Raw genomic sequence first — 25,061 nt, 5'->3', positions numbered from 1 at the left:
AGTTTCTCACCCTCATGAGTCAGATCATCACCATCCTCCCCGCCTTGAACGCCGCCGCCCCTCTTGAGCGCACGCTGCAGAGCCTGACCGAGGCCGAACGCGCGGGGCTGTCGGCGGGGTGGGTGCTGGCCGATGGCGGATCGGTGGACGGCACGGTGCAGCTCGCCCGCCGCGCCGGATGCCAGGTGGTGACGGGCGCCAAAGGCCGCGGCGCGCAGCTGGCGCAGGGCGCAGCTTTGGCGCGGCGTCAGATCGGGCCGTCGGACTGGATGCTCTTTTTGCACGCCGACACCCGCTTGTCGCCGGGCTGGTCTACTGAAGTCGAGAGCTTCATGGCGGCCAACGCGCACCGCGACCGGGCGGCGTATTGTCGTTTTACACTTGATGACATGTCCCATCGCGCCCGGCGGCTCGAGCGCGCGGTCAGCTGGCGGTGCAAGACGTTCGGCCTGCCCTATGGCGATCAGGGGCTTTTGATCCGCGCTGATTTTTATGACCGCCTGGGCGGATACAAGCCCTGGCCCCTGTTTGAAGACGTGGATCTGGTGCGGCGGATCGGCAAGCACAGGCTCTGGCCGCTCACCGCGCGAGCGGAGACCAGCGCCGAGAAGTTCCGGGCGGAGGGGTATCGCCGCCGCTCCTTGAAAAATCTTGTTTTGCTGGCGCGGTATTATCTGGGCGCGAAGCCTGCTGATCTTGCGAGAGCCTATCGATGACGCTGCGTCCCGTTTTGGTGGTTTTCGTGAAGGCGCCGGTGATCGGCGGCGCCAAGACCCGCCTCGCCAAAGGCATTGGCAAGGTGGAGGCCTGGCGTCGGCATCGGGCGATGAGTGCAGCTGTGTTGCACAGCTTGCAGGATCCGCGCTGGGAGACCGTCATCACGCTTAGCCCCGATCGCGCGCTCACGCGTCGTTATCCTGCTGTCTGGCCTGATCATCTCCCCCGCGCTGTGCAGGGCGGCGGCGATCTTGGCGCGCGTCAGGCGCGGGTCTTCGCCCGCCGGGCGCCGGTCTGTGTCATCGGGTCGGATGCGCCGCAAATCACCCGCGCCGACATCGCCGCGGCTTTCTCAGGGCTGAAACGCCATGACGCCGTGATCGGCCCGGCGGAGGATGGCGGCTATTGGCTGCTGGCGCTGAACGGCCCGGCGCCGGACGGGCTGTTTGATGGCATGCGCTGGTCCCATGAAGAGACGCGCAGCGATCTGGTGCGGCAGTTGGAGCTCCATGGGCTCTTGCGTGTCAGAATGCTCAGACCCCTGCGCGATGTGGACGAGGCGTCGGATTTACAAAGAGCCTGAATACCGGAGATCAGACGAAGTCTTTGTTGGGGCGCATAATAATGCGCCATTGAGTTGACTGAGCGGGAGTGGGCGCATTATTATGCGCTTGTAGTGGATATGGATCTTGAGCGGGACAGCAGAAAGATCATTAGGCGTCTTGAACAAGACGGTTTTGAGCGAATAGGCGCCAAGGGATCGCATGCCAAATATCGCAAAGGCGATCGCACCGTGATTGTTCCGCACCCGAAAAAAGATCTGCCGCTTGGAACTGTGCGCTCGATTTACCGACAGGCCGGCTGGTTATAGGAGGCTGTGATGCGTTACTTCATTGGCGTCGTGCAAAAGGACCCAGATAGCGCATACGGGATCGAGTTTCCCGATGTGCCGGGCTGCTTCTCTGCTGCGGACGATCTCGATGATTTATCACGTAACGCCAGCGAAGCATTGGCTTTCTGGTTCGAGGACGCTCCCATGGCCGAACCGCGGGATCTGGACGCTTTGCGGCAAGATCCTGACGTAGCTCAAGCCATGGCGTCTGGGGCGTTCTTGCTGGCGGTGCCGTTGATTGCGATGACAGGGCGCACGGTGAAGGCGAATGTGACCCTTGATGCAGGGTTATTGAAAGCCATTGACGCGGTCGCCAAAAGTCGCCGTGTGACCCGGTCGGCTCTTATCGCGGACGCCTTGCGACGTGAGCTGGTTTAGCGCGACCTACAAAGACGCTAGCTTCGCCTTCAGGCTCAGCAGATCCTGCCAGCTTTTCGCTTTCTCCTGCGGGCGGCGCAGCAGGAAGGCGGGGTGATACATGGGCAGGGCCGGAATCACCGTGCCGTCGCCGAGCGTGTAATCATGCCAGCGCCCGCGCAGCGTCATGATGCCATCTTTGCACCGCAGCAGGCTTTGTGCGGCGATGCCGCCGGCAAAGACCAAGGCTTTGGGCTTCACCAGTTCGATATGGCGCTCGGTAAAGGGACGGCAGACCTCGATCTCGGAATCGGTGGGTTTGCGATTGCCCGGCGGTCGCCAATACACCACATTGGTGATGCAGGCGCGGGCTTCATCCAGCCCGATGGCTTTGAGCATCTTGTCGAGCAAATGACCGGCCGGCCCTGTAAAGGGAACGCCGTCGCGATCCTCCTCCCGGCCCGGCGCTTCGCCGATCACCATGATCTCGCCTTCGGGGTTGCCGCGAGCGAACACCAGCTGGGTGGCGGTGGCTTTCAGCGGGCAGCCGTCAAAGGTCTCAAGCGCCTGTTTAAGCGCGTCCACGGACTGCGCCGCTTGCGCCAGGGCGCGACCATCCTGGGTCGGCGCCGCGCCAAAGCCCGCCTGACGCGCCTGGGCGCCGGTGGCGCGCGCTTCAGGCGCGGCGGGCGGCGGCGCAATAGAGGAGGACGCAGCCGCTTTGGGCGCGGGCAGCGGAGGCAACGCCTCGACGCCCGACTGCTCCCACCATCCGATCAGGCTCTGCAGAGCACGGACGTCTTCGGGGGAGAGGGGCGCGGTCATTGAACGTGATTTTCCAGTATGGACTGTGTGAGGCTTCACCCTAGCTCATAACGCAAGCCTGGGTTAAGACGAAAGAGAATGCGGCGCCAGCGAATGAGCGTTGCAGGGGCTGAGACTTGAGGAGACGACATGGCCGACGGGTCGATTGAGCGCGAATCCATGGAATACGATGTGGTCATCGCAGGGGCTGGCCCAGCCGGTCTTGCGGCGGCGATTCGTTTGAAACAACGCTGCGAAGAAACCGGACAGGATCTGTCCATCGCCGTCCTTGAAAAAGGATCGGAAGTCGGCGCGCACATCCTCTCAGGCGTCGTGTTTGACCCCAAGGCGCTTGATGAGCTGCTGCCAGACTGGCGCGATGACCCAAGCCAGCCGTTTGACACGGAAGTCACCGAAGACGTCTTCATGGCGCTGGGCGAGGCGGGTTCCGCCACGATTCCCGGTTTCGGCATGCCGCCCTTCATGCACAATCATGGCTGCTATGTGGGCTCTTTGGCCAATATGTGCCGCTGGCTGGCTGAAAAAGCGGAAGCCATGGGCGTCGAAATCTATCCCGGCTTCCCCGCTGACAAGTTCATCGAGGAAGATGGCGTCGTCAAAGGCGTGATCACCGGCGATATGGGCGTGGCGCGCGATGGCGGTCACAAGGACATGTACCAGCCCGGCATGGAGCTGCGCGGCAAGTACACCTTGATTGGCGAAGGCGCGCGCGGTTCGTTGTCCAAGCAGCTGATCGAGAAGTATGGCCTGAGCGAAGATCGCGACCCGCAGAAATTCGGCATCGGCATGAAAGAGCTCTGGCGCGTCAAGCCGGAGAACTTCCGCAAAGGCCGGGTGCAGCACACCATGGGCTGGCCGCTGGACAATTCCACGGGCGGCGGCTCCTTCCTCTATCATTTCGGCGACAATCTGGTGTCGGTCGGCTTCGTGGTTCACCTGAACTACAAGAACCCGCATCTGTTCCCGTTCGGCGAATTCCAGCGCTTCAAGACCCATCCCGATATTGCGCCGATCTTTGAAGGCGCGGAGCGTCTGTCCTATGGCGCACGGGCGATCACCGAGGGCGGCTATCAGTCCGTGCCCAAGCTGACCTTCCCGGGCGGCGCGCTGATCGGCTGTTCAGCCGGTTTCGTGAACGTGCCGCGCATCAAGGGCAGCCATAACGCCATGAAGACCGGCATGATGGCCGCCGAAGCCGCGTTCGACGCGCTGGCCGAAGGTCGGCAAGGCGATGAGCTTACCGCTTATGCTGACGCGTACGATGCATCCTGGGTGAAAAAAGAGCTCAAGACCGTTCGCAACGCCAAACCGCTCTGGACGAAGTTCGGTACGGTTCTCGGTGTGGCGCTGGGCGGCCTGGACATGTGGACGAACTATCTGTTCGGCTTTTCGATCTTTGGCACGCTGAGCCATGGCGGCACCGACGCGGAAGCGACCAAACCCGCTGATAAATGTAAGACAATCGATTATCCGAAGCCCGATGGCGTTCTGACCTTTGATCGTCTGTCTTCGGTGTTCATCTCAAACACCAACCATGAGGAGGATCAGCCGATCCACCTCAAAGTGAAGGATCCGGCGCTGCAAAAATCGTCAGAGTATGATGTGTATGGCGGCCCGTCTGCACGTTACTGCCCGGCGGCGGTCTATGAATGGGTGACCCCGGATGGCGGTGGCGAGCCGACCTTCGTGATCAATGCGCAGAACTGCGTCCACTGCAAAACCTGCGACATCAAGGATCCGAACCAGAACATCAACTGGACCACGCCCGAAGGCGGCGGCGGTCCCAACTATCCGAACATGTAAGGGCGGGGCGAAGATGCGCCCCATGACCGGCTCTCGCGCCGCGTTGACCTCGTTCCTGGCCTTGGGCCTGGGATTGAGTGTGAGCGCGTGCGCCAGCCTGCCGCATGCCGGCTTTGGTCAGGAGGAGCGCTCGGTTTACGGCTCCTATCTGGCGGCGCGCTATGCCGGATCGGCGCGTGATCTGGAAGCGTCGTCAGAGCTTTACGCCCAGGCGCTGAACAAGGCGCCGGACTCCTCCCTGATCTCGCAGCGTGCCTTTTTCGCCGCCCTGGTGGCGGGAGATTTCGAACGCGCCGATCAGGTGGCCGAACAGGCCGCCACTGACCCCGAGACCGCGCAGATCGCCGACCTCTATTGGCGCGCGCTGACCTTGGGGCGCGGTCGCGAAGCGGTTGAGCTGGAGACCAATGTCGTCGGTGTGTTTTCAAACCTCGTGACGACTATTTTGCAAGACTGGGACGCTATCGCGCGTGGCGAGGACGTGTCTTGGGCGCAAAGCGAGATGCGTCTGAACGCGTCGCAAAGTCCTTCTGCCGAGCACTGGCTGCACCGCGCTCTGGTTCTGGAGCGTCTGGGTCAGGCGCATGCGGCGGACGCGGCTTATCAGAACGCCCGCGCCGGCATGCCGGGTCTGATCTCGTTCAATACTTTGATGTATGGGGCGTTTCTGGAGCGGCAGGGACGTTCGGAAGAAGCGCGCGCGCTGTACGAGAGCGCCCTGGAGGTCCGATCTGTCGAGCGTCCTGATGTCGAAGCGGCTCTGGCGCGGGTGGATCGCGGGGGTCGTCCGCCCCGTATGCTGCGCCCGCGTGAAGCGGCCGCACGGGCGCTATTCCCGCCAGCCTCAATCGTCAGCAATCGCGCGGGCGGCGAATTCACCGTGATGTTCCTGCGGGTGATCCAGCGTCTGGACCCCGCTTTTCACTATAACACCCTGACCATCGCGCAAATGCTCGACAGCCTCGACCTGCAAGAGGCGGCCTTGGCTGAATACGCCAAAATCCAGGACGGCCCGTTATCTGAAGGCGTTCAGATGAACCGCATTTGGCTGCAATTCCGGATGCAGGAGGATGAGAGCCTGGTCGATGAGGCGCGTGCGCTTGTCGAGCAGAGCCCGTCCATTCCACACCAGCTCTTGCTGGCGGATATGTTGCGGGTGACCGATCGCTGCAGCGACGCCATACCCATTTACGCGAATGTGATCGAGCAGGCGCGCGAAGAGCGTGGCGAGGCGGATTGGCGATATCTGTTCTATCAGGCGGCCTGCACCGAAATCGTTGAGGGTTGGGACCGGGCGGAGCCTTTGTTCGAGCGCACGCTGGAGCGCGCGCCGGACGAACCGCTGGTGCTCAACCATCTGGGCTATAATCTGATTGTGAAGGGTGAGCAGCTCGAGCGCGGCCTGCGTTTGGTCCAGCGGGCCGTTTCGCTGGACCCTTCCAATGGCGCGATTGTGGATTCGCTGGGCTGGGGGCATTACAAGCTCGGCAATCTCACCGATGCGATCTACTGGCTGGAACGTGCAGTGACCCTGAGCCCTGACAGCGCCACCAATAACTGGCATCTGGGCGACGCTTACGCCGCCGCCGGGCGTCAGCTGGAGGCGGAGTTCCAATGGCGCCGCGCGCTGGAACTGGATCTGGATGATGATGAGCGCGCTCTGATCGAGCGTCGGCTGGAGCTGGGACTGGACGCCGGGCCGCCCGATCTGCCATGAGAGCGGCGTCATGACAGACGCAGCTACAGATTTCGCCCCCGCCAAAGTCAATCTCAGCCTGCGCGTCGGTCCGCCGCGCGCTGACGGCTACCATCCGCTCGACTCCCTTGTGGTGTTCGCGGATTGGGGGGATGCGCTGACGGCGCTGCCTTCTGACATGCTGACGCTTTCTTTGACCGGACCGGGTGCGGAGGGACTGCAGTCTGATCCGCAAAACCTTGTGTTGAAAGCCGCTTACGCCCTGCGCGCGGCCGCCGACCAGCCCGAGCTGGGCGCGCATCTGACGCTGGAGAAGCATTTGCCGGTCGCGGCGGGGCTTGGCGGGGGATCGTCGGACGCCGCCGCCGCCCTGCGCATTCTCAACCGGGTCTGGGATCTGGGCTTTTCACTCAAACAACTCGCCGAGATCGGCACGGTGGTCGGTGCGGACGTTTCCGCCTGTGTGCACGCCCGTCCCTTGCGGATGCAAGGTATCGGCGAACGCGTCACGCCGCTGATCGCCTGGCCGGCGCTTCATGGCGTGATCGTGCATCCCGGTGCGCCGGTCCCGACCGGCCCGGTGTTCAAGGCCTATGACGCACTATCGCCGCAGCCCCTGTCTGCGGGGGCGCCCATGCTGGCGGGCGATCTGGAGACAGCGCTGAACCGTCTGGCGCTGGATGGCAATGACCTTGAGGCGCCCGCGATCACGCACTGCCCGGTTATCGAGAGCGCGCTGGACGCGCTGAAGCGCCAACCCGGCGCGCGCCTTGTGCGCATGTCAGGGTCCGGGGCGAGCTGTTATGCGCTGTTCGAAACGCCGGATTTGGCGCAGAGCGCCGCGCGTCTGATCGCCAATGAGCACCCGGACTGGACAAGCCGCGCTGTCGTGTTTGGAGGCGCAGCGTGAGCGACTCCCTGATCGCCATGGCGCTCAGCGCCGCTATGGTCAGCTTTGTCGTTTCTGTGCTGGTTTTAAAAGGCGGCGTGCTCGATTTTCCGAACGCCCGCTCCAGTCACAAGACTCCGACGCCGCGCGGCGGGGGCTTGGGCGTTCTGGCGGGCGTGGGCGCCGGGGCGCTGGCAGCCAGCGCGTTTCCACTGGGCGCCTCGGCGCTGGGGGGCGTTCTGATGGTGACGGCGCTCTTCGGCCTGTTGGGGTTTCTTGATGACCTCTTCGTGCTCGACGAACGACTCAAACTGGTCTCCTTCATCGTTTTCTGTGCGGCGATGGTGTCCGCGGCCGGACCCGTCACCCGTATTGGCCTGACCTATGAGCTGGGCTTTGCGCTGCCCTTGCTAGTGGGCTGGGTCGGCTCGGCGCTGTTTGTGTTCGTGGTGGTCAACGCCGCCAATTTCATGGACGGCTCAGATGGCATTCTCGCTGCAGTGATGATCCCCGCCGGATTTGCGTTGTGCGTCGCCGGCTTGGCTGCTGGCGTGATGACCAGCGTCATCTCAGGCGTGCTACTGGCCGCCAGCCTGTCAGGGTTCGTGGTGCTGAACTGGCCGCCCGCGAAGCTTTTTGCGGGCGATGTGGGCGCGCTGGGCGCGGGGGCGCTTTACGCAGGCGGGGCGCTGGCGCTCGTCAATCACGGCTTTTCCGGCACGCTCTGGCTGGCGCCTTTGTTCGTACTGGTGTTTTTGGCGGACGTGCTGTTGACGCTTTTGCGCCGGGCGCGCCATGGCCGGTTTTCGCTCTCAGCCCACCGCGAGCACGCCTATCAGCGCCTGATTGATGCAGGCTGGAGCCATCAGGCCATCGCGCTCGTCTATGGCGGTCTGACCGCCCTGATCGGGCTGACGGGCCTTGTCGCCGCACAGTTCATGGACGCCGCCGTGCCGCTAGTCTTCGCGATCTGGGTGGTGGTCCTAAGCGCGCTTCACGTCTCGGTCGGGCGAGTCGTGGGGCGATAAGTCGCTTGCTCCAAGCCTGTCATCCCGGACGCGAAGCGATCCGGGATCTGGCGTAAACACTCTGTCCTGATCACTCAGACGCCGTCACCAGATCCCGGCTCAAGGCCGGGATGACAAAACGGGATAACTGGTTGGGGGCTAAAGCCGATCGAGCATGGCGCGAATGGCGTCGAGCTGGCTGGCGCCGAGCTTCATCGAGCGCTCGGCCGACCAGCCATAGATCTCGTCTGGCGTGATGGCGCTGTCCTTGAACGGCATTTCCAGAGTCATGGCGAGGCAGCCGAAATGATGGCGCATCCAGTGAGTGGCGATCGACAGATCCGCTTCTCCCGGCGCATCGACATCATAGCCGAACTCGGTCTGGAAATCGGGGTTGAAGCGTTTCAGCTCTGATTTGTAGCCGTCGAGCTTGGCCTGATCCTCTTGCGTCCAGCCCGGCACGCCTTCCGCGCCGGCGATGAAGTTATAGGGCAGGCCCTCATCGCCATGCATGTCGAGGAAGAAATCCACGCCGGTCTTTTCCATCGCGTCGAGCACACATTTGACCTCTGGAGAGTTCTCGGCGCTCGCCTTGTCCCATTCGCGGTTGAGATTCACCCCCTTGGCGTTCGTGCGCAAATGGCCGCGGAAGGAGCCGTCCGGGTTCATGTTCGGCACGATATGGAAGACGGCTTTCGACAGAAGATCGCGCGCCACCGGATCAGTGTCATCCAGCAGGCGTTCCAGAAGGCCCTCGGCCGCCCATTCGGCCATGCTTTCGCCCGGGTGCTGGCGGGCGGTGATCCACAGAGTTTTCTTTCCCGCGCCCGGCTCGCCCACGATCAGGCGGTCGATGTCGCGGCCATCAAGGGTTTCCCCGATCACATCGAGCGTCACCCGCGGATCAGCCTGGCAGGCGGCGATCAGGGCGTCATGACGGGCCATGGAATAGGGCGCGAAATAAGCAATCCAGACCGCATCGGCATCGGGGGTGAGCGTCAGGATCAGCTGGCCGTCGGCATAGTGCGTTTCGATCCGCTCCCAGTGCTCACGGTCTTCGGACGCAACGGCCTGATACCCGTCCCAGCCGTCCAGATACGCTGCGCCGCCCGCGTTCTCGATCACCATGCGGCAGGTCTGACCTTTCGCGCCGGACAGGCGGAAATGGAACCATTGATAGAAGTCCGAGCCTTGATCCTTCTTGATCTCAAGGCGGATGTCCTTGGGGTCAGAAGCGGACTTCACAACGATATTGCCTGAATCAAACTGGCTGGAGATGCGCATGGCGGACCTCTTTCTGGGGAAGATGTGAAAAGGGCGGCTCTGCGCCGCCCTCAAGGATCAGTATGCGCGTTCCACAACGAACTCGGGCAGGGCGGCCAGCGCCTCTGTCCATTCGTTTCGAGGCGCGATGTTGAGCGCGTTGACCGCGTTCGCGGCATGCTTGCGAGCGGCTTCCAGCGTGGCGTCGAGGGCGCCGTGCTTTTTGAGGATGTCGAGCGCTTCGTCGAAATCGGCGTCTGACTGCTCGCCATCGCTGATCACGCGTTTCCAGAAAGCGCGTTCTTGATCATCCGCCGCTTCCAGCGCCAGCGCGACGGGCAGGGTGATCTTGCCTTCACGGAAATCATCGCCGGTGTTTTTGCCCAGCTCGTCCGCCATGCCGCCATAATCAAGCGCGTCATCGACGAGCTGGAAGGCGAGGCCCAGCTCGCGGCCATAGGTCTCAAGCCCGTCCTCGACCGCCTTCTCCGAGCCGTTCAGAATCGGCGCCACCTGAGCAGCGGCCGAGAACAGCGCCGCGGTCTTGGCGTCGATGATGCTCATATATTCGTTGCGGCTGATGTCGATATTGCGCACAGCGGCCAGCTGGCGGACTTCGCCTTCCGCGATCACCGACGCGGCGCGGCTGAGCACATGCAGCGCATCCATGGAGCCCGCATCGACCATCATCATGAAAGAGCGCGCGAACAGGAAATCGCCGACCAGAACCGAATGGGCGTTGCCCCAGACAGCGTTGGCGGGCGCCTTGCCGCGGCGCAGCTCGCTTTCATCCACCACATCATCATGCAGCAGTGTGGCCGAATGGATGTATTCCACCGCCGCAGCGAGGGAGACATGGCCCGCGCCCTCATAGCCCAGCATGCGCGCAGCGGTGACAGTGATCAGCGGCCGGATGCGCTTGCCGCCTGCAGCGACCAGATAGTCCGCTGTTTGCGGGATCGAATGGGTGGCGCTGGCCATACGTTCTTCGATCACGGCCTCAACAGCGGCCATGTCATCACTGGCGAGCGTCGCCAGCCGGATCACCGGATTGACCGGCTGTTCCTGAATGTCTGCCTGAGGGAGTCCGTTCACCCCGAGCCCCTTGATGTTCTCGTTCAGCGCGCCGCACAATAGGTGGCGCCCCATGACGCGGCAAGCACATGACGCTGTGCGAACGCATTGGATGGTTCATTATGCCTCAACACCATATAGGGCGGAGACCCAAATGATCGAAGTGCTGGCGACAAACGATCCCGTGAAACTGAGCTTCGCCCAGGCGATTCTCAAGGAGGCGGGGATTGAAGCAGTGACGCTGGACGAGCAGACCTCCTCGACCTTTGGCGGGGCGCTGCCCTGGATCAAGCGTCGGATTCTGGTCCGAGAGCACGATGCCGACCGCGCCAAGTCCATACTGCTTGATGCGCTCAAGGACGATGCGGAACAGTGACCCGTGAGCCCGACGCCTTTCTGGGCGGCAAGATCAGATTGCATCAGCTCGAAGACGGCTATCGCGCCGGCATGGACGCGGCGGTGCTGGCGTCCGCGCTTGGACTGAAGCCGGGCCAGCGCGCGCTGGAATTTGGCTGCGGCGCGGGGGCGGCGCTTCTGAGCGCAGCAGCGCTCTATCCAGAGGCGCATCTGACCGGGATCGAGCGGGATTGTGAAGCCGCCGCCCTGGCGCAGAGCAATATCGTGTTGAACGGGTTTGAAGACAGGGTCTCGGTGACTGAAGGCGATGCGCTGGGCTTCAAGGCTGCGCGCGAACTGGACGCGGTGTTCTTCAATCCGCCCTTTTTTGACGACCCGGCGGCCTTGCGCGCGCCCAAGAACGGCAAAACGCCCGCCTGGATGTCGGACGCCGGGCTTGAGGCTTGGATGGAGGCCGGGCTCAAACGGCTTAAATCAGGCGGCGTGCTGACGGTGATCCAGCGCGCCGACCGGCTCGATGATCTGCTTCTCGCGCTGAAAGGGCGGGCGGGCGCGGTGGTGATCCTGCCTGTTCAGGCGCGCGCCGCAGAGCCCGCCAAGCGCGTCCTGGTGCAAGCGATCAAGACCGGCAAGGGGCCGCTTCAACTTCTCCCGCCCCTGAGCTTGCATGAAACCGGCGGCCCTGGCTTCACGCCAGAAGCTGACGCCATTTTCCGCGGCGAGCGCCGCCTTGCCTTGCGCCGCTAAAACCCCCAACTGTTGTCTATCTGGTTGGAGAGACAAAGAATGTCAGCAAAAGACACCCTGAGTGCGGCCTGGACGAAGGCGCAAAAGATCGTCCGTCAGCTTCTGGGACAGGACACGCCGCTGGTGCCGGTGATCCGCCTGGAAGGCATGATCATGTCGGGCGGACGCAACGCCAATGCGCTGAATTTGCAGCGCGTGGAAAAGCAGATCGAGCGCGCCTTCTCGATCAAGGATGCGCCCGCCGTGGCTTTGCTGATCAATTCTCCCGGCGGCAGCCCGGTGCAGTCGCGCCTGATCCATGAACGCATCCGGGCGCTGGCGGTTGAGAAAGAGAAACCGGTCTTGGCGTTCTGCGAAGATGTGGCGGCGTCGGGCGGATACTTTCTGGCGGTGTCGGGCGATGAGATCTTCGTCGATCCCGCCACGATCATCGGCTCGATCGGGGTGATCAACGCCAGTTTCGGCTTTACCGAAGCCATGGACAAGCTGGGCGTGGAGCGCCGGGTGAAGACCGCCGGCGAGAGCAAGCTGATCGCCGATCCTTTCTCGCCTGAGACCGATGACCAGAAAGCGCGCATGGAGCGCCTTCTGAACACGGTGCACACCCAGTTCATCGACCTGGTCAAAGCGCGCCGTGGCGAGAAACTCAAACCCCAAAAGGACGAGGCGCTCTTTGACGGCTCGGTCTTCACCGGAACCGAAGCGATCGAAAACGGCATTGCGGACGAAATCGGTGATCTGCGCAGCGTTTTGAAACTGCGTTTCGGCAAGGACACGCGCATCAAGGTCTTCTCTCCCGCAAGTCAGGGGCCGCTCAGCCGCCTGTTCGGGGTCGCCCTGGACGGTGTGGAGCTCCGCGCCGCCTGGGCGCGCTTTGGGCTCTAGCCATGCTGGAGCTGACCCTTCTTCTGGCGGCGGGCGCAGTGGCAGCCTTCATCTTTCTCACCTAGCCCGCCAAAGCCCGCCGCGACAAGACCGCGGAAGCGGCCGCGGAAGCCGTACGCCGCAAGCTCGAGCGCGACGGGCGGTAAAGCCTCCTCTTTCCCGGCGAAGGCCGGGACCCAGAGATCTTCGAGCGCTGCAAATCCGGCTCTGGATCCCCGCCTTCGCGGGGAAAGAGACATGAATCCACAGATGCCATCCCTCGCGCCGTGCGACATTCCAATCACCGCATCCACCGCCCCTCTTGCTTGATCGGGGGCGCTGGCGGGCCTAGTGTCGCGCGCGATTTCAAGTCTGGGGGCTTGCGCCCCTGTCCCATATCTTTTGACGACCGGACCCGCTGCGCGATGACCGCTTCCAAAGCCCCCAGTTTTCAGGACTTGATCCTGACCCTTCAACGCTATTGGGCGGATCAGGGCTGCGCCATTCTGCAGCCTTATGACACCGAGGTGGGCGCGGGCACGCTGCACCCGGCGACGACGCTGCGATCCTTGGGCGCCAAGCCCTGGCGGGCGGCCTATGTGCAGCCCTCGCGCCGTCCGGCCGATGGCCGCTATGGCGAGAACCCGAACCGCTTGCAGCACTATTACCAGTTTCAGGTGCTTCTGAAGCCGAGCCCGGCCAATCTGCAAGAGCTCTATCTGGGCTCGCTCGACGCCATCGGCATTGATCGCAAGCTCCATGATGTGCGCTTTGTCGAGGATGACTGGGAGAACCCCACCGTGGGCGCCTGGGGGCTGGGCTGGGAAGTCTGGTGCGACGGCATGGAAGTGAGCCAGTTCACCTACTTCCAGCAGGTTGGCGGCATCGATGTAGAGCTCGTCTCCGGCGAGCTGACCTATGGGCTCGAACGCCTCGCCATGTATGTGCAGGGCGTCGAGAACGTCTATGACCTCGATTTCAACGGCGTCGGCATGAGCTATGGCGACGTGTTTCTGGAGAACGAGCGCCAGCAATCGGCCTTCAATTTCGAGCATGCCGATGTGGACATGCTGATCAAATGGTTCGCCGACGCCGAAACCCAGTGTCAGGCCCTTCTTGATCTGGACACCCCGCTGCCGCTGCCCGCTTATGACTGGTGCCTGAAGGCGTCGCACCTCTTCAATCTGGTGGATGCGCGCGGCGCGATTTCGGTGGCCGAGCGCGCCAGCTGGATCGCGCGGGTGCGCGAACTGGCCAAGGGCTGCGCGAGCGCCTGGGTGAGACTTGAAAAACAACGCGAGGAGACGGCGGCATGACCGTGCATCTGTACTACAACCCGCAATCGCGGGCGGTGATGACGCTGTGGCTTCTGGAAGAGCTGGGCGTCTCCTACGACCTCAAACCGGTCGATTATGAAGACGGCTCCATGCGGTCTGAAACCTTCCTCGCGCTTAATCCGATGGGCAAGATTCCGGTGATCGTCGACGGCGAGACCGTGGTCACCGAGACCGTCGCCATCGCGCTCTATCTGGCGGACAAGTTCAAGGACAATGCTGATCTGGCGCCGGGGATCGATGACCCACGCCGCGGCGAATATCTGCGTTGGATGGTGTTTCAGGCGGCGTCTGTCGAGCCGGCCATGTTCCAGGCGAACATGAAGTTCGAGACCAATGAGCGCTCGGCGGGTTGGGGCAGTGTGGAGCTGGTGGCGCGGGTTCTGGAGAACCGGTTCTCTCTGGCGAACCCTTATCTGTTTGGCGAGCAGTTCACCGCCGCTGACGTGGTTCTGGGCGGCACGGTGAACTGGGCGCTTCAGTTCGGCATGTTCCCGAAAACCCCGGCCATGACCGCCTACGCCCAGCGACTGTCCGAACGGCCCGCCTTCCAGCGCGCCTTCGCCACCCAGAATTCCTGATTTAGACTTTCGAGCACGCATCTCCCCATGGCCCAGTTTCTGTTTGAGATCTTCTGCGAGGAAATCCCCGCGCGCATGCAGGCGCGCGCTGAGGACGACCTTAAACGCCTGATGTCTGAGCGCCTGAAAGAGGCGGGCCTGAAGTGGGACAGCCTTGATGCCTTTTCAGGCCCGCGCCGTCTGGGGCTGGTGATTGAAGGCTTGCCGCTGAAGACCGAGGATGTGCGCGAGGAGCGCAAGGGTCCGCGCACCGATGCGCCGGAAAAGGCGCTTGAAGGCTTTATGCGCGGCGCCGGGATCACAAGCCTTGATCAATGCAAGATCGAAGAGGGCAAGAAGGGCAGCTTCTACATCGCCGTCATCGAGAAGCCGGGGCGTGAGACCGCCGAGGTGATTGCCGAGGCGATCCCGGAGATCCTCAAGAGCTTCCCCTGGCCCAAATCCATGAAATTCGGTCAGGACGAAACGGCGCAACGCTGGGTGCGCCCGCTGCGCTCGCTGATCTGCCTGCTCGATGGCGACGTGATCGACACGGAAGTCTTCGGCATCAAATCGGGCAAGACCACCGATGGCCACCGCGTCCACGGCTCTGGCCCGTTCTCGGTGACAGATTTCGCCGATTACGAAGCCAAGCTGCGCCAGAACGGCGTGATCCTGCGACGGGATGAGCGCAAACAGCTGGTGCTTGAGGGCGCCCGGCGTGTCTGTGAGGACGCAGGGCTTGAGCTGATCGAAGATCAGGGGCTTCTGGAAGAGGTGACGGGGCTGGTGGAGCATCCAGCGCCGATCCTAGGCGATATGGACCCGGATTTCCTGGACCTGCCGCCCGAAGTCATCGCGCTGACCATGAAGACGCACCAGAAATACTTCGCGGTGCGTGATCCCAAATCCGGTAAGCTGACCAGCAAATTCGTGGTTCTGGCCAATCAGGACGCGCCTGATGGCGGCAAGGCGATCGCGGCGGGCAATGCCCGCGTGCTCTCCGCCCGTCTGTCAGACGCCCGCCATTTCTGGGATCTCGATCGCAAGACCGGGCTTGAGGCGATGGCGCCTGAGCTCTCCAAGGTCACCTTCCACGAAAAGCTGGGGACGGTGGCCGACAAGGTCGAGCGCGTGGCCAAGCTGGCGCGAGAGCTGGCGCCGGTCGTGGGCGCCGATGCGGACATGGCCGAGAAAGCCGCGCGTCTGGCGAAAGCCGATCTCGTCAGCCAGATGGTCTATGAATTCCCCGAGCTTCAGGGCGCGATGGGCCGCTATTACGCGCTGGATAAAATCTCTGAATCCCCGGCCGAGCGCAGCGAGAGCCGGGGCCTCGGTGGTCAAACTGCACAAGGTCCCGGCTCGGCTTCGCCGTCCGGGAATTCAAGTGTGTTTGACGGTCTGTCAAAGGACCAGATCGAACAGATCGCCGACTCCATCAAGGACCATTACAAGCCGCAAGGCCCGTCCGATGATGTGCCGACCGCGCCGGTCAGCGCCGCCGTCGCGCTGGCGGACAAGCTCGATACCCTGGTGGGCTTTTGGGCGATTGATGAAAAACCGACCGGTTCCAAAGACCCGTTCGCCCTGCGCCGCGCCGCGCTGGGCGTGATCCGGATCTTGCTGGATGGGGATGTGTCTCTGAAGATTTCCAGCGCGTTTCTGCGCGCAGGTGAGCTCTTAGATGAGCAACTTGGCGGTGCTCTCAGCCAGAATAATCAACTGTATCCGGGCAACGTTTCTGCCGGGCTGGAGTCTTTCTTCCAAGAGCGACTAAAGGTCCACCTCAAGGATGAGGGCGTGAAGCACGACATGATCGATGCTCTGTTTGAGCAGCAATCTGACGGCGTCATGATCGACTCTGTCGACCTCGTGCGCGTCACGAAAAAAGCGCGTGCGCTGCAGGCCTTCATGAACACCGAGAACGGTCAGGCGCTGCTGCAGGGGTATCGCCGGGCGGCGAACATTCTGGCGGCGGAAGAGAAGAAGGGCTTTGATCTGGCCTCGGCCCGCGCCGAAGCCGTTGAAGGCTCTGACGTGGACACTGACGCCGCGCTGATGATCGCCATCGCCAAGACCGCAGAGGCCGCTGAAGAGCGTGCTTTGATCGCGGCCATTGAAGGGGCGGACGAAGTGGCGTCGGTTGCTCTCAATACGGAAGACTTTGAAGGCGCCATGTCGGCGCTGTCGCAGCTGCGCGAACCGGTCGACGCCTTCTTCGAGGCGGTTGTCGTGAATGACAAAGACGATATGGTGCGTCGCAATAGATTGTTGCTGTTGTCGCGGATTCGCGCGGCGGCTGATCAAGTGGCGGATTTCTCACGGTTGGAAGGGTAGGCGCGGGGGCGTCTGCTCTTTTCTCCGTTTTGACGATCAGGAAGGTGAGCCCCATGACGAAATGGGTCTATGCATTCGGCGGCGGTTCTGCAGACGGCGACCGCGAGGATCGCAATCTTCTGGGCGGCAAGGGCGCGAACCTGGCGGAAATGGCCAAGCTCGGCCTGCCGGTGCCTCCGGGCTTCACGCTCACCACGGCAGTGTGCACCGCGTTTTACGAGAATGATCGCAGTTATCCGTCCGATCTCAATGATCAGGTGGAAGACGCGCTGGCGGCGTTGGAAGCCAAGGTCGACAAAAAGTTCGGCGATCCGTCCAACCCGCTTCTGGTGTCGGTGCGCTCGGGCGCCCGCGCCTCCATGCCGGGCATGATGGATACGGTCCTGAATCTCGGGCTCAACGACGAGACCACCGAAGGCCTCGCCAAGCTTTCAGGCGATCGCCGCTTTGCGCTCGACAGCTATCGCCGCTTCATCACCATGTATTCCGATGTGGTGCTGGGCGTGCCGCACTCCACGTTTGAAGAGATCCTTGAGACCTTCAAGGAAGAGCGCGACTATTCGCTGGACACCGAAATTTCCGCGGAAGAGTGGGAAGAAGTGATCGCCGAGTACAAGGCCGCAGTAAAGCGCGCGCTCGATTTTCCCTTCCCCACCGATCCGCGCGACCAGCTGTGGGGCGCGATCGGGGCGGTGTTCGGCTCCTGGATGAATGACCGCGCCAACACCTATCGCCGCATGTACGACATCCCCTCCAGCTGGGGCACGGCGGTGAATATCCAGGCCATGGTGTTTGGCAATATGGGCGATACGTCGGCGACCGGCGTCGCCTTCACCCGCGATCCGTCGACGGGTGAAAAAGGCTATTACGGCGAGTTTCTGATCAATGCGCAGGGCGAGGACGTGGTGGCGGGAATCCGTACGCCGCAATGCCTGACCGAAGCCATGCGCATCAAGATGAACGATCATCTGCCGTCCATGGAAACGGCCATGCCGGACGTGTTCGCCCAGCTGACCGAGGTGTTCGACAATCTCGAAACCCATTATCGCGACATGCAGGACATCGAGTTCACGGTCGAGCAGGGCCGGCTGTGGATGCTGCAGACCCGCAACGGCAAGCGCACCACCAAGGCGGCGCTGAAGATCGCTGTGGACATGGTGGCTGAAAAGCTGATCAGCGAGGACGAGGCCGTCCTGCGCGTTGATCCGACCCAGCTTGACCAGCTGCTGCACCCCACCATCGATGAAAGCTATACCCGCGACGTGCTGGCCAAGGGCCTGCCCGCCAGCCCCGGCGCGGCCTCGGGCGCGGTGGTGTTTGACGCGGACGAAGCGGAAACCCGCGCGGCGCAAGGCGAGAAAGTCATCCTGGTGCGCGTGGAGACGAGCCCGGAAGACATTCACGGCATGCACGCCGCTCAGGCCATCGTCACCGCCCGCGGCGGCATGACCAGCCACGCCGCCGTTGTGGCGCGCGGCATGGGCCGGCCGTGCGTGTCCGGCGCGGGCGAGATCCGCATCGATACCGAAGCCTTGACCTTCACCACCCGCGGCCGGGTCATCAAGGATGGCGACACCATCACCGTGGACGGCGCTACTGGCGAAGTGCTGATGGGCGAAGCGCCGATGATCAAACCGGAAATGACAGGCGATTTCGCGGCGCTGATGGAATGGGCGGACAAGGCGCGCCGCATGACGGTGCGCACCAACGCCGAAACCCCCGCCGACGTTCAGACCGCCAAGGAGTTCGGCGCCGAAGGCATCGGCCTGTGCCGCACCGAGCACATGTTCTTTGACGCTGACCGGATCGCCGCCGTGCGCGAGATGATCCTAGCTGAAGACCAGATGGGCCGCGTCGCCGCGCTGGCGAAAATCCTGCCCATGCAGCGTGATGATTTCGCGCAAATCTTCCGCATCATGGAAGATCGCCCCTGTACGATCCGCCTCCTGGATCCGCCGCTACATGAGTTCCTGCCGCACACCGAAGAGGATGTGCACGCGGTCGCCGAGGCCACCGGTCTGCCGGTGGAAGGGCTGTGGCAGCGCGCCAAGGATTTGTCGGAATCCAACCCCATGCTGGGCCATCGCGGCTGCCGCCTTGGCATCACCTTCCCTGAAATCTACGAGATGCAGGCGCGCGCGATCTTTGAAGCGCAGGCGCTGGTGGAGAAGGAAACCGGCGTCAAACCGGTCGCCGAGGTGATGATCCCGCTGGTCGCGACCGCAAAAGAGCTCGAAATCCTCAAAGTGCGGGTGGAAGCGGTCGCCGATGACGTGGATCGCGAAACCGGCGTCAAGCCGCAATACCTGATCGGCACCATGATCGAATTGCCCCGCGCCGCTTTGCGCGCCGGCGATATCGCCAAGCATGGCGAGTTCTTCTCGTTCGGCACCAATGATCTCACCCAGACCACGTTCGGCCTGTCGCGTGACGACGCCGGCAAATTCCTGGGCGATTATCTGGAGGCGGGCATTTTCGAGAAAGATCCGTTCGTTTCGCTCGATCAGGACGGTGTGGGCGATCTGGTGAAAATCGCCGCCGAACGCGGCCGCGCCGCCCGTCCCGGTTTGAAACTGGGGATTTGCGGCGAGCATGGCGGCGATCCCGCTTCGATCCATTTCTGCGAATCAGCCGGGCTCGATTACGTCTCGTGTTCGCCCTATCGCGTCCCGATCGCCCGCCTGGCGGCGGCGCAGGCGGCGCTAAAAGCTCAGGCCTGAACCGGCGCATAAGTCATTGCAGAATAAAGCCGGGCCCGTCCTTTCTCTTGAAGGGGCGGAGCCTTGCCTTATTTCAGACATAGCAGATCTGTATTGACCCCGCCTTCGTCCAGGCCCACCACTGTTAGCATGTGGGCAACCAAGTCCGATGCTATGGTCTTGTTCTTGCGGGTGACGAGACGCCTGATAGATGGCGACGGCCCTGGAGTTTGACAGTTTGACGGTTTCGACACTTCTGCTTCGCGCAAAAAGCGCTCTGGCCGGGTTCGGTGTCATCGCGGCCTTCGCCGTGATCGCGGCCGGTGTCAGCCTGGCGCCCGAGCGCGCCCAACAACAGGATGAAGCGGGCGATTTGCGCGAACTGGCGCTTGAGTTTCTCGACTTTGAGCAATCGCGTTCGCCGCAACTGGACGACGCCCCGTTCAGTTTCGCATCGTTTGAAATTGATTCAGACGCTGATCAGGGCGCCGTCCTGGTCCAGCGTGCGATCGAGCGCGTCAGCGCGTTTGATCTCAATGAACTGGACGCCGCCCGCAACGCAGCGCGTGAGCGCCGCTGCCTGGCCGAGGCGATCTATTACGAAGCGCGCAGCGAAACCCTGGCCGGTCAGATGGCTGTCGCTGAAGTGGTGATCAATCGCAGCCGCCACCGCGCATATCCCAACTCAATCTGCGGCGTCGTCTATCAAGGCGCTGAGCGGCGCACGGGCTGCCAGTTCACCTTCACCTGCGACGGCTCGATGATCTCGGCGCCTTACGGTCGGGGCTGGGATCGGGCGCAGAATGTCGCCGATCATGCATTGATGGGTTTCGCCCGTCCGGTGACCAATCGCGCCACGCACTATCATACCACAGCCGTGGATCCGCACTGGAATGATTCCCTGGTGCGCACGCGCCGCATCGGGTCGCACATTTTTTATCGCTTCCCCAACCGGTCAGAGCGCCGCTTGCTGGCGGAACGCGAAGCCTGATGCACAAAGGCCGCCCGATGGGCGGCCTTTTTTCTATTGGGCGATGTTGTCAGCCTAACCTTCATCCAGCCCCAGGTCGAAATTGGGGGCGGAATGGGTGAGGGCGCCCACGCTGATCACATCCACGCCTGTGTCGGCAATGGCGTGAACCGTATCGAGAGTGACCCCGCCAGAGGCTTCCAGAATGGCGCGGCCATCGGTGAGCAACACCGCGGCGCGCAGGTCTTCCAGGCTGAAATTATCCAACAATACGCTCTCCGCGCCGGCAGACAGCGCCTGTTCGAGCTGATCGAGCCGGTCCACTTCCACCGCAATGCGGGTCATGTGTCCGGCGAAGGCGCGGGCGCGCTTGACCGCCTCGTCCACGCCGCCGCAGACCGCCACATGATTGTCCTTGATCAATATCGCATCGTCGAGGCCATAGCGATGAAAGGCGCCGCCGCCTGCGCGGACAGCCTGCAGCTCGACCGCGCGCAGGCCCGGCGTGGTTTTGCGGGTATGGGCGATCACCGCGCCGGTATCAGCGACAGCGGCGACATATTGACGGGTCAGGCTTGCGATTCCGCTCATACGGCCCAGAAAATTCAGCGCCGGACGTTCTGCGGTCAAAATGCCGAGCGCCGGGCCGTCCACGATGGCGACCACATCGCCGGGCTCCAGCACGTCGCCATCATGTTTGCGCCAGGTCACCGAAATCTCGGGGTCCACCAGATCAAAACAGGCGTCAGCGGGCTGCTGGCCAGCCAGCACGCCAGGGGCGCGGCTCTTGATGACGAAATTGGCGTTCTTGTCCGCGGGAATAGTGGCGAGCGAAGTGACGTCGCCGCGACCGCCCAGATCTTCGTCGAGCGCAGTGGTGACAAGCGCGTGGATCAAATGGCGCGGCAGACGAGGGATCATGGCTCAGGCGGCTCCGGCTTGGCGGGGTTTCACGCTCGCAATGGAGATATCATCCAGGCGCAGACGCGTCGGTTGGGCGAGGGCCTGGCGCGCGGGGAAGTCCGTACGGCAATGCCCGCCGCGGCTTTCTTTGCGCTGCAGCGCGCCGACGGTCAGAAAGCGGGCGGCGATCAGGGCGGGTGCGGATCCGTGTTTGGCCTGCAGCGCGTCAATCAGGCTGAGAAGTTGGCTCAACCCTTCATCGTCGCGGATCACGCCCGCTTGGGCGCTGATAGCGGCGCGCAGACTTTGCAAGGCGTCGTCAGGCAGGGCGGGCGGCGCTTCGGCGTCACCCGCTGATGTCGCGCGCGCGGGCGCACGCTTGATGGCTGTCGCTGTGCGGTGGCCGAAGACCAGCCCGTCCAGAAGCGAGTTGGAGGCCAGACGGTTCGCGCCGTGAACGCCGGTGCAAGCGCATTCGCCCACCGCCCACAGGCCCGGAACGCCTGTCGATCCATCGAGATCGGTTTCGATCCCGCCCATATGATAGTGCGCGGCCGGGGCGACCGGGATCGGGTCTGTGCGCGGATCAACGCCGCCGCTCAGGCATGCCTTGAACACGGCCGGGAAGTGATCGGGGAAGGCGGCGCCGATCGCGGCGCGGGCATCAAGAAATGCGCCCTTGCCGGACAGGTTTTGCGCGTGGACGGCGCGGGCGACTACATCGCGCGGCGCCAGGTCCGCCAGCTCATGCACGTCCGGCATGAAGCGATGACCGTTGCGGTCAACCAGAACCGCGCCATCCCCGCGCAACGCTTCGGTGGCCAGCGGCGCGGGGTCGCGGCCAATATCAATGGCGGTGGGGTGAAACTGGACAAACTCGGGATCGCGGATCACCGCGCCCAGCGCCGCCGCCATCGCCATGGCCTGGCCCTGGCTGGTCCAGGGCGTGGTGGTGACCGCATAGAGCCCGCCGATGGAGCCGGTGGCGAGCACGGTCTGGCGCGCCTTGATCGGATGAAGCGCGCCCTCGGGATCGCGCGCCAGCACGCCCGCGCATCCGGCGGTTTGATCGGGCAGCAAGGCCTCGGCCCGCCAGCCATCGCGGATTTCGATATGGTCCGCCTCGCGCACAGCCTTGATCAGGGCGGCCAGAATGCCGGCCCCCGCCTGATCGCCTTTCATGCGCGCGACTCGCGCCACGCTATGGGCGGCCTCGCGCGACAGGGACCAGCCGCCATCCTGGGTGCGTTCAAACCCGGCGCCCAGATCATAGAGCGCACAGACTTCGCTGGCCCCGGCGCTCGCCAGCACCATGGCGGCGGTCTCATCCACCAGTCCGTCGCCCGCCATCACCGTGTCGCGCGCATGCAACGCCGCGCTGTCATCAGGCCCAAGCGCCGCCGCCACCCCGCCCTGCGCCCAGCCGGTCGAGGAGCCGTCCCCCAGGGGAGAACCTGTCAGCAGCACCACAGGATGGGGCGCAGCCTTCAAGGCCGTCCACAACCCGGCGATCCCGGCGCCGACAATGAGGATGGGGTGGGTCACCATGTCCATGGATCTGGTCCCATAACTGGATGATGCTTAAGCCAGAGGCAGAGATAGTCGGTGCTATGGCGCATCGTGTCGTTTAGCGCGATGGGCCATGATGTGGAGCAGTCCTCGGCCAGACACACACACCCTACGTATAAGTCATCGACAAGAGGCATCTCAGTTCTGAAAACCTGGAATTGCCGGTGTTCAACGTCAGGCATGTGATTGAGCGGAGATGTCTCGGCGCCAGTCAGAAAGCTTGACCAATCATTCGGGCTGGCGATTGCGCGCAGCGTAAGTGTTCTAAACAGCGCATTGGCATTTTCGATGGAGAACTCGGTAAGCCCGATTTCAAACTGTGCCGCCCAATAACTTTCCTCGTCTTGTTCCATGGCGCTGAGCCATTGCCGCATAACATCTGTCAGAGGGGATGTCAGGGCTGCATTGTCAACGGAAACAAGGCGGTGTGTTGGTGATGCTTCGGAAATGACCTGATCAACATCACTGAGGCGCTCAAGGACGTGCACCTTTTCCAGAAGCAGGTCTCGGGATCCAGTGCCTGCGCAGCTCGGTGTAGTCCGATAATCGGTAGTCTCTGGTCTCGCGACTAGAATATAAATTTGAGCCTCGGATAGTCGGCAAGAGTCGAGAACTCGTCCTGTCACTTCGATGTCTGACGCTCGGATGGTCCAGACGCGTTCGGCAGGGTCTGCAAAGCTCTCAAATTGGAGCCTGTAGCCACTATATTCTCCGGTTGCGTCCTGAATGTCAGGAAACAGGTAGCCAAGATAACCATTCATTTCGTGCCAGCGAAAATGCCCTTGAACCGTCACCCACTCGCAATGCAGGGAGCCGTCGTCACGTGACGCTGCTATCTCATCAAAGGTTAGCTCTAGCGGAATTTCGACAGAGCTTCGGGGATTAGCATCCAAACACAAATCTTCCTCGGCGCGCTCTTCTGAAAAAGAAGTCGCGGCAATAAAGGCGGCTGTAGTGCCGATGATTGTAACAATCCCGATGACTGCAAGGTGTTTCACGTCATGTCACCACAGATAAAAAAACGCCCGCCGGAGCGGGCGCTTTTTTCACGATCAGATCGCCACATAGGGCACAGCGACCGCCGCTTTTCCGGTGTCAAAGCTGGGCGGGTTCTCAGCCTTGGGCAGGTCCAGCATGGCTTGCAGGCTGGCCTTGGCTTTCTCCGCGATCAGCGGATCGACCTCGACCTCGTGCTTCATGTCGCGCAGCGCTTCGTAGATGTTGGTCAGGCTGATGCGCTTCATGTGCGGGCACAGATTGCACGGCTTGATGAACTGAACGCCGGGGTTCTCGACAGAGACATTGTCGCTCATCGAGCATTCGGTGATCAGGATCGCCTTTTTCGGCGATTTCTCTTTCACATAATTGGCCATCGCCCCGGTGGAGCCGGCGAAATCGGCGGCGGCCATGACTTCGGGCGGGCATTCAGGGTGGGTGATGATCACCGCGTCCGGGTGCGCGTCGCGCAGATCCTGAATGTCCTCGGGCGTGAACTGCTCGTGCACTTCGCACTCGCCCTGCCAGGTCAGGATCTTGATATCGGTCTGGGCGGCGACGTTTTTCGCCAGATACTGATCGGGGATCATGATGACCGTATCGGTGTTCCACTGCTGGGCGACCGCCTCGACCACCTGAACCGCGTTCGAGCTGGTGCAGCAGATATCCGAATAGGCCTTCACTTCAGCCGACGTGTTCACATAGGTGACGATCGGATAGTCGGGATACGCCGCCTTGATCGCCTGCACGTCTGCGCCGGTGATGGAGCTCGCGAGCGAGCAGCCGGCCTCCATGTCGGGGATCAGCACGGTCTTGTTGGGCGACAGGATCTTGGCGGTTTCGGCCATAAAGTGCACGCCTGCCTGCAAGATCACGTCTTCCTTGGCGTCGGCGGCGACCTGCGCCAGTTTCAGGGAATCGCCGGTAATATCGCCCACGCAGTTGAAGATTTCCGGCGTCATATAATTGTGCGCCAGAATGGTCGCGCCGCGCAGCGCTTTGAGCTGATTGATGGCGTCGATCAGCGGCGCAAAGGCAGGCCATTCCATCGGGGTGACCACGTCTTTGACGCGGGCATAGAGATGATCGGTGCGCGCCTTGACGGCGTCGTCATACACAAGCGCGCTCGCCTCGGGCCAAAGGCGCTCGGATGCGTCAGTCCCGGTCTCGGTCCAGCTCATTCCGTCCATGGTCATCTCCCT

Annotated in this window: 23 protein-coding genes; 16 read left to right on the top strand and 7 right to left on the bottom strand. The window is 62.7% G+C overall.

Annotation, left to right across the window (positions count from 1 at the left end; all coding sequences use genetic code 11):
• Positions 1 to 14: 14 nt before the first annotated feature.
• The 4 genes from ACP154_RS01075 to ACP154_RS01060 all read left to right on the top strand — a co-directional run bounded on the left by ACP154_RS01075 (position 15) and on the right by ACP154_RS01060 (position 1,987).
• Positions 15 to 716, top strand: coding sequence for a glycosyltransferase (locus tag ACP154_RS01075; RefSeq protein WP_421857606.1), 702 nt, complete (start codon positions 15 to 17; stop codon positions 714 to 716).
• Positions 713 to 1,300 carry a TIGR04282 family arsenosugar biosynthesis glycosyltransferase gene (locus tag ACP154_RS01070; protein ID WP_421857608.1) on the top strand — a complete coding sequence of 196 codons (588 nt, stop codon included), beginning with the start codon at positions 713 to 715 and terminating at the stop codon, positions 1,298 to 1,300. The genes ACP154_RS01075 and ACP154_RS01070 overlap by 4 nt, the downstream gene beginning before the upstream one ends.
• Before the next feature lie 99 nt (positions 1,301 to 1,399).
• On the top strand, positions 1,400 to 1,588 hold the full coding sequence (locus tag ACP154_RS01065; RefSeq protein ID WP_421861433.1) for a type II toxin-antitoxin system HicA family toxin: 189 nt from the start codon (positions 1,400 to 1,402) through the stop codon (positions 1,586 to 1,588).
• A gap of 9 nt (positions 1,589 to 1,597) precedes the next feature.
• Positions 1,598 to 1,987 (top strand): type II toxin-antitoxin system HicB family antitoxin, encoded by a 390-nt coding sequence (locus ACP154_RS01060; protein WP_421857611.1) that lies wholly within the window; start codon positions 1,598 to 1,600, stop codon positions 1,985 to 1,987.
• A gap of 6 nt (positions 1,988 to 1,993) precedes the next feature.
• Here ACP154_RS01060 and ACP154_RS01055 read toward each other — a convergent pair whose 3' ends face one another.
• Positions 1,994 to 2,791: a uracil-DNA glycosylase gene (locus ACP154_RS01055; protein WP_421857613.1), complete on the bottom strand. Its 798-nt coding sequence runs from the start codon at positions 2,789 to 2,791 to the stop codon at positions 1,994 to 1,996.
• Between the two features lie 129 nt (positions 2,792 to 2,920).
• On the opposite strand from ACP154_RS01055, the gene ACP154_RS01050 reads away from it, so the two are divergent.
• Genes ACP154_RS01050 through ACP154_RS01035 form a run of 4 tightly spaced genes read left to right on the top strand, consistent with a single transcriptional unit; the run spans position 2,921 to position 8,207 of the window.
• Positions 2,921 to 4,594, top strand: a complete 1,674-nt coding sequence (locus ACP154_RS01050; RefSeq protein ID WP_421857615.1) for an electron transfer flavoprotein-ubiquinone oxidoreductase — start codon at positions 2,921 to 2,923, stop codon at positions 4,592 to 4,594.
• 22 nt (positions 4,595 to 4,616) lie between these two features.
• Positions 4,617 to 6,311: a tetratricopeptide repeat protein gene (locus ACP154_RS01045; protein ID WP_421857618.1), complete on the top strand. Its 1,695-nt coding sequence runs from the start codon at positions 4,617 to 4,619 to the stop codon at positions 6,309 to 6,311.
• A gap of 10 nt (positions 6,312 to 6,321) precedes the next feature.
• A complete protein-coding gene (locus ACP154_RS01040) occupies positions 6,322 to 7,200 on the top strand; it encodes a 4-(cytidine 5'-diphospho)-2-C-methyl-D-erythritol kinase (protein ID WP_421857620.1) in 879 nt (292 codons plus the stop codon).
• Positions 7,197 to 8,207: a hypothetical protein gene (locus ACP154_RS01035; RefSeq protein WP_421857623.1), complete on the top strand. Its 1,011-nt coding sequence runs from the start codon at positions 7,197 to 7,199 to the stop codon at positions 8,205 to 8,207. The genes ACP154_RS01040 and ACP154_RS01035 overlap by 4 nt, the downstream gene beginning before the upstream one ends.
• Positions 8,208 to 8,345: 138 nt before the next feature.
• On the opposite strand, the gene ACP154_RS01030 is transcribed toward ACP154_RS01035, so the two are convergent.
• Positions 8,346 to 9,470, bottom strand: a complete 1,125-nt coding sequence (locus ACP154_RS01030) for a M14 family metallopeptidase (protein WP_421857625.1) — start codon at positions 9,468 to 9,470, stop codon at positions 8,346 to 8,348.
• A 57-nt stretch (positions 9,471 to 9,527) separates the two neighbouring features.
• Positions 9,528 to 10,463: a polyprenyl synthetase family protein gene (locus ACP154_RS01025; RefSeq protein WP_421861435.1), complete on the bottom strand. Its 936-nt coding sequence runs from the start codon at positions 10,461 to 10,463 to the stop codon at positions 9,528 to 9,530.
• Between the two features lie 214 nt (positions 10,464 to 10,677).
• On the opposite strand from ACP154_RS01025, the gene ACP154_RS01020 reads away from it, so the two are divergent.
• From ACP154_RS01020 to ACP154_RS00985, 8 genes are all read left to right on the top strand, one after another.
• Positions 10,678 to 10,899 carry a DUF2007 domain-containing protein gene (locus tag ACP154_RS01020; protein WP_421857627.1) on the top strand — a complete coding sequence of 74 codons (222 nt, stop codon included), beginning with the start codon at positions 10,678 to 10,680 and terminating at the stop codon, positions 10,897 to 10,899.
• Complete coding sequence (locus ACP154_RS01015; RefSeq protein ID WP_421857629.1) at positions 10,896 to 11,627, top strand: tRNA1(Val) (adenine(37)-N6)-methyltransferase; 732 nt, start codon at positions 10,896 to 10,898, stop codon at positions 11,625 to 11,627. Before ACP154_RS01020 ends, ACP154_RS01015 begins: the two co-directional genes overlap by 4 nt.
• Before the next feature lie 39 nt (positions 11,628 to 11,666).
• Complete coding sequence (locus tag ACP154_RS01010) at positions 11,667 to 12,512, top strand: S49 family peptidase (protein WP_421857632.1); 846 nt, start codon at positions 11,667 to 11,669, stop codon at positions 12,510 to 12,512.
• 404 nt (positions 12,513 to 12,916) lie between these two features.
• Positions 12,917 to 13,807, top strand: coding sequence for a glycine--tRNA ligase subunit alpha (locus ACP154_RS01005; RefSeq protein WP_421857635.1), 891 nt, complete (start codon positions 12,917 to 12,919; stop codon positions 13,805 to 13,807).
• Positions 13,804 to 14,406 carry a glutathione S-transferase family protein gene (locus ACP154_RS01000; protein WP_421857638.1) on the top strand — a complete coding sequence of 201 codons (603 nt, stop codon included), beginning with the start codon at positions 13,804 to 13,806 and terminating at the stop codon, positions 14,404 to 14,406. Before ACP154_RS01005 ends, ACP154_RS01000 begins: the two co-directional genes overlap by 4 nt.
• Before the next feature lie 27 nt (positions 14,407 to 14,433).
• Positions 14,434 to 16,722, top strand: coding sequence for a glycine--tRNA ligase subunit beta (glyS, locus tag ACP154_RS00995; protein WP_421857641.1), 2,289 nt, complete (start codon positions 14,434 to 14,436; stop codon positions 16,720 to 16,722).
• 53 nt (positions 16,723 to 16,775) lie between these two features.
• Entirely contained in the window at positions 16,776 to 19,442 is a 2,667-nt protein-coding gene (ppdK, locus tag ACP154_RS00990) for a pyruvate, phosphate dikinase (RefSeq protein ID WP_421857643.1), read from the top strand.
• Positions 19,443 to 19,632: 190 nt separating this feature from the next.
• A complete protein-coding gene (locus ACP154_RS00985) occupies positions 19,633 to 20,412 on the top strand; it encodes a cell wall hydrolase (protein WP_421857646.1) in 780 nt (259 codons plus the stop codon).
• 54 nt (positions 20,413 to 20,466) lie between these two features.
• Here the strand turns inward: ACP154_RS00985 and nadC are convergent, their stop codons facing one another.
• The 4 genes from nadC to nadA are packed head-to-tail and all read right to left on the bottom strand — an operon-like array spanning position 20,467 to position 25,049.
• A complete protein-coding gene (nadC, locus tag ACP154_RS00980) occupies positions 20,467 to 21,312 on the bottom strand; it encodes a carboxylating nicotinate-nucleotide diphosphorylase (RefSeq protein WP_421857648.1) in 846 nt (281 codons plus the stop codon).
• Between the two features lie 3 nt (positions 21,313 to 21,315).
• A complete protein-coding gene (locus ACP154_RS00975) occupies positions 21,316 to 22,848 on the bottom strand; it encodes an L-aspartate oxidase (protein WP_421857650.1) in 1,533 nt (510 codons plus the stop codon).
• Positions 22,836 to 23,861: a hypothetical protein gene (locus tag ACP154_RS00970; RefSeq protein WP_421857652.1), complete on the bottom strand. Its 1,026-nt coding sequence runs from the start codon at positions 23,859 to 23,861 to the stop codon at positions 22,836 to 22,838. Before ACP154_RS00970 ends, ACP154_RS00975 begins: the two co-directional genes overlap by 13 nt.
• 54 nt (positions 23,862 to 23,915) lie before the next feature.
• Entirely contained in the window at positions 23,916 to 25,049 is a 1,134-nt protein-coding gene (nadA, locus tag ACP154_RS00965; RefSeq protein WP_421857655.1) for a quinolinate synthase NadA, read from the bottom strand.
• Positions 25,050 to 25,061: the final 12 nt, after the last annotated feature.

Origin of the sequence: Oceanicaulis sp. (assembly GCF_965249665.1) — a bacterium.
Lineage (GTDB): Bacteria > Pseudomonadota > Alphaproteobacteria > Caulobacterales > Maricaulaceae > Oceanicaulis.
This window is presented reverse-complemented; position numbering and strand designations above follow the sequence as displayed.

Bases quoted from the DNA above. Each gene is read 5' to 3' on its own strand.
- ACP154_RS01075 (WP_421857606.1), top strand. From the start codon at position 15: ATGAGTCAGATCATCACCATCCTCCCCGCCTTGAACGCCGCCGCCCCT.
- ACP154_RS01070 (WP_421857608.1), top strand. From the start codon at position 713: ATGACGCTGCGTCCCGTTTTGGTGGTTTTCGTGAAGGCGCCGGTGATC.
- ACP154_RS01065 (WP_421861433.1), top strand. From the start codon at position 1,400: ATGGATCTTGAGCGGGACAGCAGAAAGATCATTAGGCGTCTTGAACAA.
- ACP154_RS01060 (WP_421857611.1), top strand. From the start codon at position 1,598: ATGCGTTACTTCATTGGCGTCGTGCAAAAGGACCCAGATAGCGCATAC.
- ACP154_RS01055 (WP_421857613.1), bottom strand. From the start codon at position 2,791: ATGACCGCGCCCCTCTCCCCCGAAGACGTCCGTGCTCTGCAGAGCCTG.
- ACP154_RS01050 (WP_421857615.1), top strand. From the start codon at position 2,921: ATGGCCGACGGGTCGATTGAGCGCGAATCCATGGAATACGATGTGGTC.
- ACP154_RS01045 (WP_421857618.1), top strand. From the start codon at position 4,617: ATGACCGGCTCTCGCGCCGCGTTGACCTCGTTCCTGGCCTTGGGCCTG.
- ACP154_RS01040 (WP_421857620.1), top strand. From the start codon at position 6,322: ATGACAGACGCAGCTACAGATTTCGCCCCCGCCAAAGTCAATCTCAGC.
- ACP154_RS01030 (WP_421857625.1), bottom strand. From the start codon at position 9,470: ATGCGCATCTCCAGCCAGTTTGATTCAGGCAATATCGTTGTGAAGTCC.
- ACP154_RS01025 (WP_421861435.1), bottom strand. From the start codon at position 10,463: ATGGCCGCTGTTGAGGCCGTGATCGAAGAACGTATGGCCAGCGCCACC.
- ACP154_RS01020 (WP_421857627.1), top strand. From the start codon at position 10,678: ATGATCGAAGTGCTGGCGACAAACGATCCCGTGAAACTGAGCTTCGCC.
- ACP154_RS01010 (WP_421857632.1), top strand. From the start codon at position 11,667: ATGTCAGCAAAAGACACCCTGAGTGCGGCCTGGACGAAGGCGCAAAAG.
- ACP154_RS01005 (WP_421857635.1), top strand. From the start codon at position 12,917: ATGACCGCTTCCAAAGCCCCCAGTTTTCAGGACTTGATCCTGACCCTT.
- ACP154_RS01000 (WP_421857638.1), top strand. From the start codon at position 13,804: ATGACCGTGCATCTGTACTACAACCCGCAATCGCGGGCGGTGATGACG.
- glyS (WP_421857641.1), top strand. From the start codon at position 14,434: ATGGCCCAGTTTCTGTTTGAGATCTTCTGCGAGGAAATCCCCGCGCGC.
- ppdK (WP_421857643.1), top strand. From the start codon at position 16,776: ATGACGAAATGGGTCTATGCATTCGGCGGCGGTTCTGCAGACGGCGAC.
- ACP154_RS00985 (WP_421857646.1), top strand. From the start codon at position 19,633: ATGGCGACGGCCCTGGAGTTTGACAGTTTGACGGTTTCGACACTTCTG.
- nadC (WP_421857648.1), bottom strand. From the start codon at position 21,312: ATGATCCCTCGTCTGCCGCGCCATTTGATCCACGCGCTTGTCACCACT.
- ACP154_RS00975 (WP_421857650.1), bottom strand. From the start codon at position 22,848: ATGGACATGGTGACCCACCCCATCCTCATTGTCGGCGCCGGGATCGCC.
- nadA (WP_421857655.1), bottom strand. From the start codon at position 25,049: ATGGACGGAATGAGCTGGACCGAGACCGGGACTGACGCATCCGAGCGC.